This is a genomic window from uncultured Cardiobacterium sp. (genome assembly GCF_938028185.1).
Taxonomy (GTDB): Bacteria; Pseudomonadota; Gammaproteobacteria; order Cardiobacteriales; family Cardiobacteriaceae; genus Cardiobacterium.
Window position 1 is genome coordinate 1 of sequence record NZ_CALJAH010000399.1, and the last position, 9,291, is coordinate 9,291.

Sequence of the window (9,291 nt, forward strand, 5' to 3'; positions counted from 1 at the left end):
GATGGCTATAATTTGTACTGTCTTCGGCGGCGCGCCTTGTACAGAACTTTGTGAGTATCGCGATATGTGGGTGGCAGATGGCATTCGCGCAGGGCAAGCCCTGCGCGAGTGTGTGCGATGTGGTGCGGTTTACAGCGCCATCACGCCTTCGATTTCGATTTGGGCGTCGCGGGGCAGGGCGCGCACGGCTATCGCCGCGCGTGCCGGGAAGGGCGCGGTGAAGTAGCGTTTCATCACTTCGTTTACTTCGGCGAAGCGCTCCATGTCGGTGAGGAAGATGTTGAGTTTGACGATGTTGCTGAAATCGCCCCCGGCGGCCTGGCAGACGGCGAGCAGGTTGGTGAAGACGCGCTCAACCTGGACGTCGAAGTGGTGTTCGAGTTCGCCGGTGGCCGGGTCTATCGGGATTTGCCCGGAGAGGAAGACGAGGTTGCCGGTGCGTACGGCTTGTGAGTACGGGCCGATGGCAGCCGGTGCCTTGTCAGTGTGGATGATTTGTTTGGTCATGGATTTTGGCTCCTTTCTACCCGGCGGATTTCGATGGTGTCTTCCAGCAGGCGCAAATGCCGGGTGATTTGCGTCAGGTGTTCGCGGTCGCGTACTTCAATCCACACGGTGAGGATGCGCCGGTGGGTGTCGTGCGCGGCCGGGTTCATCTGGAAGTCGGTGATGTTGGCGTCGGCGTCGGCGATGGCGCTGGAGACGTCGGCGAGCAGGCGCGGGTGTTCGTAGGCTTCGATTTCGATGGCGGCGGGGAAGAGGCCTTTGCGCTCTGCCGCCCAGGTGGCGCTGATCCATTCTTCGCCGCCAACGATGCCGCGCATCGGGCATTCGCGGCGGTGGATGTGGATGCCGATGCCCGGCACGATTTGGCCGATGATGGGCTCTTGCGGCAGCGGGTGGCAGCATTCGGCGAGGGTGATGCCGCTTTCAAAGGCGCTGTGCACTTCGAGCTGGCGGGTGTTGGTGCTGTCGTCGGCCATCGCCGGGGCAGCCGGGTCGCCGTTTTCAATCAGCGCGCTGGCAACGAGTGCCGGTTGTTGCAGTCCCTGACCGATTTGGGTGAGCAGGGTGTTGCGGTCGGTGCCGCTTTGTTCGAGGTAGTGTTGCCAGCGGGCGTCGTCGATGTGGTCGATGTTGTGGCCGAGGCGGCGCAGGGCGTTGCCGAGCAGGCGCTGGCCGAGGGTACGCGCGTCTTTGCGCGCCAGCTCTTTGAGGTATTTGTTGATGGCTTCGCGGGCGCGGCGGGAGACGACGAACTGGAGCCAGCCCGCGTGTGGCCGGGCGTCGGGGCTGGTGTGGATTTCCACGGTCTGCGCCATTTCCAGCGGTTTGTAGATGGGGTAAGGCTTGCCGTTGACGGTGGCACCGATGCAGTGGTTGCCGATTTTGGTGTGGATGGCGTAGGCGAAATCCACCGGGGTGGCGTGGCGCGGCAGGTCGATGACTTCGCCCTGCGGGGTGTAAACGGAGATGTCGTTGGAGACGAGCTCTTTTTTGATGGTGTCGTAGAACTGGAGCGGGTCGTCGGTGAGGTTCTGGATTTCTTTGAGACGCGACAGCCATTCGCGCATATTTTTTTCGGCTTCGATGCTGTGCGCTTCGATTTGCACGGCGCGCTGTTTGGCGTATTGGTGCCAGACGGAGATGATGCCCGCCTCTGCCAGGGTGTGCATGTCGCGTGTGCGGATTTGCACGTTGAGCATGATGCCGTCCGGCATGAGGACGCTGGTGTGCAGCGAGCGGTAGCCGTTGCTTTTCGGCGCTGCGATGTAGTCTTCAAATTTGCCGTGCACCGGGCGGTAAAGGCCGTGCAGGCTGCCGAGGATGCGGTAGCAGTTGTCTTCGTTGTCGGTGATGATGCGGATGGGGACGGTGCGGATGGCTTCGCGGAAGCTCTGTTTGCGCCCCATGCGCTCGTACACGCCCCAGAGGTGGCGCTGGCGCTTGTTGATAGAGGCCTTGACGCCGAGCGCTTGCAGGCGTGGTTGCAGCGCGCCCTTGACGCGGTCGAGGGTTTCGTTGCGGGCGAAGTGTTCGAGGTAGCGTTTGCGCAGCACGGCGTGTCGCCACGGGTGCAGGTAGGAGAAAGCGAGGTCTTGCAGCTGGATGCTGAAGTAGTAGAGGCCGAGGCGGCTCGCTATCGGCGCGTACACTTCCATCGTTTCCTTGGCGATGCGGTACTGCTTGTCGCGCCGCATCACGCCGAGGGTTTGCATATTGTGCAGGCGGTCGGCCAGCTTGATGATGAGGACGCGCGGGTCGTCCGAGGTGGCGAGGAACATTTTGCGGAAGCTGTCGGCGACGGCAGCTTGCGGCGCGGTTTTTTTCAGGCGGTCGAGTTTGCTGACGCCATCGACGAGGCGGGTGACTTCTTCGCCAAATTCCGCCGCCATGTCGGTTTTTTTGACGATGGTGTCTTCGAGGACGTCGTGCAAAAGCCCCGCCTGCAACACCGGCAGGTCAAAGCGCTGGCGGGCGAGGATACGGCAGACGGCGATGGGATGGATGAAGTAGGGTTCGCCGCTCTGGCGTTTTTGCCCCTCATGGGCTGCGGCGCCATAGACGGCACAGCGCAGCATTTTTTCCATGTCTTCGGGGTCGAGGTATTTTTTCAGTTCGGCGGCGAGGTCGTCATACGCCGCTTGCAGGGTTTGGGCGCCGCTGAATACGGCGAACGGTTGGTATTCGAGGGCAAGCGGCGCAGGGTTCATGGCTATTCCGTGGTGGTGTCTTCGGGATGGTCTTCGGCTTCGTCAATGTCGTCGCTGTCGTCATCTTCGGCTTCAAGGTCAATGTCATTTTCGGCATTGCCATCGCCTTCGGGAATTTCTTCGGCAACGGGCGGGACGGGGACGGGCTTGTGACCGCGCAGCAGGGCGTCAATGGTGGTTTTGTCTTCGGCGATTTCGCGCAGGGCGATGACCGTGACCTTGTCGCCTTCTGCGGGAACAAGGGCCTGGTGGCCGTCGGCAATTTGTCGCGCGCGGCGGGAAGCGGCGAGTACGAGGCGGAAGCGGTTGTTTTCGTCTTTGAGGCAGTCTTCGATGGTGACGCGGGCCATGGGTTCTCCGTGTGTGTGCTGGTATGGGGGAAAGGGCTGCATTTTAGCAAAGTTGCCGCGCTCTGGCGGGGTGCAGTGGCGCGGCAACGGTTGGTTTTTTTGCAGGCGAGGGTCGCGGTTTACATACAGGGTAGCGGGGGTGATGTATGTATTTTTACGCGTAGTTAGCGGATATACATCGCGTCCTTGTCGAGTTGGCGGCGCGCGCTGCATTGTCCGTACACGGTCTGGTCGCCGTGGCTGAGGCGGAAGGAGCGGCCACCGTCGTTACTCGTCCAGCGGTATTCGCCGTCGTCAAAGTCGTATGCGCTGCGGCGCGGCAGCACGCGCTTGCCTTCTTTGAGTTTTGGGGTGGCGCTGTATTCGCCGCCCATGTTGGCGTAGTTGATTTGGAGTTCGGCGCCGCTGTCGCAGTAGTACGCCCAGAAGATGTCATCTCCGGCGGGCAGTTCGGGGACGCCGGTGAGGAAGGCGGTTTGGCTGGTACAGGCGGCGAGGAGCAGGGTGGCGAGGGCGGGGAGTTTGTGCATGGGGTGTCCTTGTTTATGGTGTGAATCAGGCTTCTGCCCGCGCCGGGGCTTTTTTGTCGCGGGCGGTTTTGGGCAGGGGCTTTTTCCCCGTTTTTTTGGCGGGTGCTACCGGTTCGGCGGGTTCATACACCGCTTCGGCGACGGCGCCGTTGGTGGTTGCTTCCGTAGCGACTTCACTTTTGCCGGGGGCGGCGGGTGTGAGCGAGACTTGTACGCCCAGCACAGCCAGCAGTTTGTGCAGGGTGGCAAAAGGCATCGGCGCATCAGCCTCGAGCAGGTCATAGAGTTCGTTGCGCGGGATGCCTGCCGCGTTTGCCAGTGCGGTCATGCCGCGTGCCTTGGCGGAGGTTTCGATGGCGTGGGCAAGCAGGCTGTAGTCGTTGTCGGCGATGGACTCTTGCAGCGCAACTTGCAGGTAAACGGCGATGTCTTCGTCGTCGTGGAAGTAGCGGGTGGGGTCGTAGGGTCTGGTTTTTATCATGGGAACAGCTCCTTTTTGATTTTTTTCGCGGCGGCGATGTCGGCTTTCTGGCTGTTTTTGTCGTCACCAAGCAGCAGGAAGATGATTTGTCTATCGCGCACGGTGTAATAGAGTCGGTAGCCCGTGCCAATGTGTACGCGCATTTCGCTGATGCCGTGTCCCACGCTTTTGTGGTCGCCCAGGTTGCCTTCTTCTGCCCGGCGCATCCGCAGTTCAATAACGGCCCTGGCCTGCCGGTCTTTCAGGTTTTCCAGCCAGTCATCGTAAACGGGCGTGGTTTCGAGGCGATAGTCGGTCATGGGACGGTGAAGCCGTCTTCGCTGAGGCGGATGTCGCCCGCTTCGATGGCGCGCAGCCAGTGAATCGTGGTTTCAAAGCCGCCGAGCGGGTAGAAGTGCAGTTGGCGCAGGGCGCTGTCCGGGTGGTCGCGGCGGTAGGCGGCGAGGTCGCACAGCAGTTTGTCCGGGGTGTTGAGGCTCATCAGCTTGCGCACGTTGCGTGCGTTTTTCCAGAGGAAGCTCATCGAGGCGCCGATGCCGCAGGCTTGGGCGTGGCGGATGAGCGATTGCAGGCTGGCAACGCCGGGGATGCCGATGTGTACCGGCAGGGTGATTTGCCGCGCCTGTAGTTGTTCCAGCCAGGCGGCAATCGGCGGCATTTCAAAGCAGAACTGGGTGATGAAGGCGTAATCCGCCGGGTAGCTCAGCGCGTAGCCCTGTTTTTGCGCCTCCGCTGCTTCTTGTTCGGCGCGGGGAATGTCGGGCGAGCCTTCGGGGTGTCCGGCAAAGCCGATGTGGGCGAAGGGGTAGTCTTGCAGCAGCCCGGTTTTGAGCAGGCTCATCACGCTGTCGTAGGGGCCAAGCGGCTGCGGTGCCGCGCCGGCGAGCAGCAGGGCGCGCTCAATACCGAGCGCGCGCACGCGCTCAAGGGTTTGTCGCAGTTCGGCTTCGCTGCGGTAGTTGCGCAGCACGATGTGCGGCACGGCTTGCATTTGTTGGCTTTGCAGCTGTTCGCAGGTGGCGAGGGTGTCGCCGATGTCGCTGCCGCGCAGGTGCGGCACATAGACTTGGGTACCCGCCGCCAGCCACGGGCGGAAGTCGCCGATTTTTTGCGCCGCTTTCGGCGCGATTTCGATGCTGTAGCCGTGGATGAGTGCTTGCAGGTCTTTGGTGGTGATGGGGTTGTTCATGGGGCAAGTCTTTCTATTGTCCAATCGTCGCCGCTGCGGCGGTAGAGGAAGCGGTCGTGCAGGCGGTTCGGCTGGCCTTGCCAGAATTCGATCGCCAGCGGGCGGATGCGGTAGCCGCCCCAGAAGTCGGGCAGCGGGATGTGGCCGTCGGCGAATTTGGCTTTCATCCGCTCCCATTGTTGCAGCAGCAGTTGGCGCGAGCTGATGACTTTGCTTTGCGTCGAGCTCCACGCGCCGAGCTGGCTGCCTTTCGGGCGCGAGAGGAAGTATTTGAGCGTTTGTTCGCGCGAGACTTTTTCTACTTCGCCTTCGATTTTGATTTGCCGCTGCAATGCAAACCAGGGGAAAAGCATCGAGACTTTGCGGTTGCCCGCGATTTCTTGCGCCTTGCGGCTGTCGTAGTTGGTGTAGAAGACGAAGCCGTCGCGGTCGAAGTATTTGAGCAGTACCGCGCGCTGTGAGGGTTGGCCGTCGGCGGCGACGGTTGCGAGGACAAAGCCGTTCGGCTCGGCGATTTTTGCGGCAAGCGCGTCGTTGAACCAGCGCTCAAATTGCGCAACCGGGTCGTCAAGCAGGTCTTCCCGTTCGAGCGGTGGGTGGGCGTCGAAATCGTGGCGGATGTTGCCGATGTCCATCAGTGTTCCTCCGCTTTCAGCCGGGTGAAGACGCGGTCGGCGGCGCGCAAGGTGTCGTCCAGCACGGCGGCGTTGTGCTGGCTGCCGGTGAAGATGGCTTCAAACGGCGACGGCGCGAGGGACACGCCCTCATCCAGCATCAGGTGGAAGAAGCGGGCGAAGCGGGCGGCGTCACAGCGCTTGACCGCGTCGAGATTGTCGATGCGGTCTTCTTTCGTGAAAAAGAGGCCGAGCATCCCGCAGACGTGATTGACCACCAGCGGGATGCGGTGCGCCCTGGCGCGGTCAAGCAGGCCGTCGGCAAGGGCGGTGGTGATTTCCGTCAGATTCTTGTAAAACACCGGGTCGTCGGTCAGGCGCAGGCTGACCAGCCCCGCCGCCATCGACACCGGATTGCCGGAGAGCGTCCCCGCCTGATAAACGCCGCCGAGCGGGGCGAGCAGCTCCATTATCTCGCGCCGTCCGCCAAAGGCGCCGACCGGCATCCCGCCGCCGATAATCTTGCCCAGCGTCACCAAATCGGCCTCGATGCCGAACAGCTCCTGCGCCCCGCCACGGGCGATGCGGAAACCGGTCATCACCTCGTCAAAAATCAGCACCGTGCCGAACTTGCTGCATAAATGGCGCAGCGCGCGCAAAAACGCCGGGTCAGGCGGGACGCAACTCATATTGCCCGCGACCGGCTCGACAATCACCGCCGCCAGCCGTTCGCCGTGCGCGGCAAACACCTGCTCCAGCGCGGCGATGTCGTTATACGGCGCGGTCAGCGTGTGCTGCGCATAAGCGGGCGGCACACCGGGCGAATCCGGCACGCCGATGGTCAACGCACCCGAACCGGCAGCGACCAGCAGGCCGTCGCTATGGCCGTGATAACAGCCGGCGAACTTCAAAAAATCCGTGCGCCCGGTAAAAGCGCGGGCGAGGCGGATGGCGCTCATCGTCGCCTCCGTCCCCGAATTGCACATCCGCACCATCTCCACCCCCGGCACACGGGCGACAATGGCTTCCGCCAACTGCGTCTCTGCCACTGTCGGCGCGCCGAAGCTCAGGCCGTTTTCCGCCGCCTGCTGCACCGCGTGGACAATCCCCGGATGCGCATGACCGACAATCGCCGGGCCATACGAGCCGACAAAATCAACATAACGGCGGCCATCGACATCAAAAATATAAGCCCCTTCCGCACGGGCAATAAAGCGCGGCGTACCGCCGACCCCGCGAAACGCGCGCACCGGTGAATTGACCCCACCGGGGATTACCTTCTGTGCGGCCAGAAAAGCCTGTTGCGACAACATAAAAAACCCTCTGAAAAACAGGAAAGGCGGCATTATCCAAGCCCGGCAGACGGAAAACAATCACCCAGGTCAAGCACGCCCCAAAACTGCGAAACACATTGACAACAAAGCCAAAAAACGGCATTATCCGCGCCCTCAAAAACACCCGGATTCCAATCAGGAGAAATACATTGGCTAACACAGCACAAGCAAAAAAACGCGTCAGACAAGCCGAAAAAGCCCGCGCCCGCAACGCCAGCCAGCGTTCCAGTATGCGCACCGCCGTCAAAAAGGTCCTGCGCGCCCTTGAAGGCAGCGACAAAAGCGGCCTGCAAGCCATCTACGTCAGCGCCTCATCCGCACTTGACCGTGCCGCGCGCAAAGGCCTCATTCACAAAAACAAGGCCGCCCGCCTGAAAAGCCGCCTCAGCGCCAAAATCAAGGCCGCCACCGCCGCCTGAAACAACGCCTGACGCACCAACCCGCCCCGGCGGGTTTTTCTTTGCCCAAAACAAGAGAAAACCATGCAAAACAACCCATCCGAACAATACAAAGGTCGCAAAAGCAGCCTGGGTCGCATCCGCAAGGCGCTCGGCTACTCCCTGGACGGCATCAGGGCGGCAATCGAAGAAGCAGGCTTCCGCGAACTGCTCTGCCTGCACGGCATCCTGCTCGCCCTGCTCATCTTCCTGCCCTTCCCGCTTGCCGAAAAAATGCTGCTGGTCCTCGCCTCCGGGATGTCGCTCATCACCGAACTGCTCAACACCGCGCTGGAAGCGGCGGTTGACCACACCTCGCTCGAAATCCACCCGCTCGCCAAACGCGCCAAGGACGCGGGTTCCGCCGCACAATACACCTGCCTCACCTTCATCGCCCTCCTCTGGGGCATGGCGCTTTATGGCTGGCTTGCCGCATAAAAAACGTGAAATCCTCCAGTCCGAATTTGCGTCATAAGAAAAGAAAGTCGCTTCAAAAGATGCAGCGCACATGGTGCACCATTCAGCACGATAAGAAAGCCCTACGCACCTGTCCGTTTGCCATTGCCAATATGGCCATTTTTAACAAAATTCCGCGACGACCCGGTCATTCGTAGCATAGCAATACACCCAAAGTCTCAGACAAGACGCGCTGCCGAAGACAGTAAGCCTTGCTCGCGAAGCGAGAGAAACGGCTGGGGTGGGGGTAGCGTCCATGGCATGATCGCCAATGCTAGTCAGTCATCTTGGGCGCAGCATTCAGTCAGTACCCCCCATCATTGAATGCGACAGCGATGGGTCAGTTAAAAATTCCAGACCATTACGGATGTCATTTTTCTGCGTAATATAGCCGTTCATCGAAAGTTTCAGACAAGATGCGTCGCTGAAGGCAGTACGCAGTTGTACGGCGCGGGTTTCCCTTAAAAAATAGCGCCGCTATTTTTAAGGTTCCCGATGAGGCGACGCAACATCGTATGAGACTTTCGGTGGGTGGCTATATTGCTCATTGCTGTTCTTCTGGTTTGGGTTTAAGCACATCTCCAATAAAGAGACAGATAGGATAAGCGGTTGATGACTTGCCCGGATCCGGACGGTAGCTGCGGTTGCCTACATGGTATAACTACCATAGCCCTACTGGCTTTCAAAACTGTACCAGTCTTTGGTCGCCATCACCGTATTGTCTTGTAAATCTATTACCGTTCTTCCGGAACAATGGGATTATCGAAAGTAACGGCATAGCGGGCAGGCTTTGATATGGGTATGGAAATCATTTTATAGTCTTTTTTATAATTTTCCCCCAACTGATAGCGTAAAAACGTTCCATCTTTTTGTTTGACATCTACATAAGAATATCTGCCATGTAAAATATAAGGGCGCGTTTCTTTTTCAGGTACTAATAGCATATCTTTATAGTGTGGGTAGCCTGTTGGCACTATCTCGGCTTCCCATTCCAAAAATCCTCTAATATAATTTCCATCGCCATATTGTTCTGCCAGCCCCGCATATTTCCATAGTCTATCTTCACTACGTTTAACTCCTTCATTCCATACTTTCAATAAGGTAACGCCTTCCACATTCTCCGCAGTCCGGTAAATTTTTTCGCCCGCCGTTTTGCAGAGTTCTTCAAAGACCGCCCTGCTTTTCA

11 protein-coding genes and 1 pseudogene are annotated in these 9,291 nt (G+C 59.6%); 2 read left to right on the forward strand and 10 right to left on the reverse strand.

Annotated features, from left to right (window positions below):
• Nucleotides 1–129: 129 nt before the first annotated feature.
• The 9 genes and pseudogenes from Q0349_RS11660 to hemL all read right to left on the reverse strand — a co-directional run bounded on the left by Q0349_RS11660 (nt 130) and on the right by hemL (nt 7,191).
• Entirely contained in the window at nt 130–507 is a 378-nt protein-coding gene (locus tag Q0349_RS11660) for a RidA family protein (protein WP_298081156.1), read from the reverse strand.
• Nucleotides 504–2,714: a RelA/SpoT family protein gene (locus Q0349_RS11665; RefSeq protein WP_298081159.1), complete on the reverse strand. Its 2,211-nt coding sequence runs from the start codon at nt 2,712–2,714 to the stop codon at nt 504–506. Before Q0349_RS11665 ends, Q0349_RS11660 begins: the two co-directional genes overlap by 4 nt.
• A gap of 158 nt (nt 2,715–2,872) precedes the next feature.
• Nucleotides 2,873–3,064: pseudogene (gene rpoZ / locus Q0349_RS14160) on the reverse strand (DNA-directed RNA polymerase subunit omega); the annotation flags it as partial.
• A 164-nt stretch (nt 3,065–3,228) separates the two neighbouring features.
• On the reverse strand, nt 3,229–3,594 hold the full coding sequence (locus tag Q0349_RS11675) for a hypothetical protein (RefSeq protein ID WP_298081162.1): 366 nt from the start codon (nt 3,592–3,594) through the stop codon (nt 3,229–3,231).
• 25 nt (nt 3,595–3,619) lie between these two features.
• Nucleotides 3,620–4,075 (reverse strand): addiction module antidote protein, encoded by a 456-nt coding sequence (locus tag Q0349_RS11680; protein ID WP_298081164.1) that lies wholly within the window; start codon nt 4,073–4,075, stop codon nt 3,620–3,622.
• Complete coding sequence (locus Q0349_RS11685; protein ID WP_298081166.1) at nt 4,072–4,374, reverse strand: type II toxin-antitoxin system RelE/ParE family toxin; 303 nt, start codon at nt 4,372–4,374, stop codon at nt 4,072–4,074. Before Q0349_RS11685 ends, Q0349_RS11680 begins: the two co-directional genes overlap by 4 nt.
• On the reverse strand, nt 4,371–5,264 hold the full coding sequence (locus Q0349_RS11690) for a methylenetetrahydrofolate reductase (RefSeq protein ID WP_298081168.1): 894 nt from the start codon (nt 5,262–5,264) through the stop codon (nt 4,371–4,373). The genes Q0349_RS11685 and Q0349_RS11690 overlap by 4 nt, the downstream gene beginning before the upstream one ends.
• On the reverse strand, nt 5,261–5,899 hold the full coding sequence (gene pdxH / locus Q0349_RS11695; RefSeq protein ID WP_298081171.1) for a pyridoxamine 5'-phosphate oxidase: 639 nt from the start codon (nt 5,897–5,899) through the stop codon (nt 5,261–5,263). The genes Q0349_RS11690 and pdxH overlap by 4 nt, the downstream gene beginning before the upstream one ends.
• Nucleotides 5,899–7,191 (reverse strand): glutamate-1-semialdehyde 2,1-aminomutase, encoded by a 1,293-nt coding sequence (gene hemL / locus Q0349_RS11700; RefSeq protein WP_298081173.1) that lies wholly within the window; start codon nt 7,189–7,191, stop codon nt 5,899–5,901. The genes pdxH and hemL overlap by 1 nt, the downstream gene beginning before the upstream one ends.
• Nucleotides 7,192–7,361: 170 nt before the next feature.
• Between hemL and rpsT the strand changes: the two genes are divergently transcribed.
• Together rpsT and Q0349_RS11710 are read left to right on the forward strand one after the other, a co-directional pair.
• Nucleotides 7,362–7,631: a 30S ribosomal protein S20 gene (rpsT, locus tag Q0349_RS11705; RefSeq protein WP_298081174.1), complete on the forward strand. Its 270-nt coding sequence runs from the start codon at nt 7,362–7,364 to the stop codon at nt 7,629–7,631.
• A gap of 63 nt (nt 7,632–7,694) precedes the next feature.
• Nucleotides 7,695–8,087: a diacylglycerol kinase gene (locus Q0349_RS11710; RefSeq protein ID WP_298081175.1), complete on the forward strand. Its 393-nt coding sequence runs from the start codon at nt 7,695–7,697 to the stop codon at nt 8,085–8,087.
• Between the two features lie 752 nt (nt 8,088–8,839).
• Here the strand turns inward: Q0349_RS11710 and Q0349_RS11715 are convergent.
• A partial coding sequence (locus Q0349_RS11715; RefSeq protein WP_298081177.1) for a hypothetical protein occupies nt 8,840–9,291 on the reverse strand: 452 nt, incomplete at its 5' end.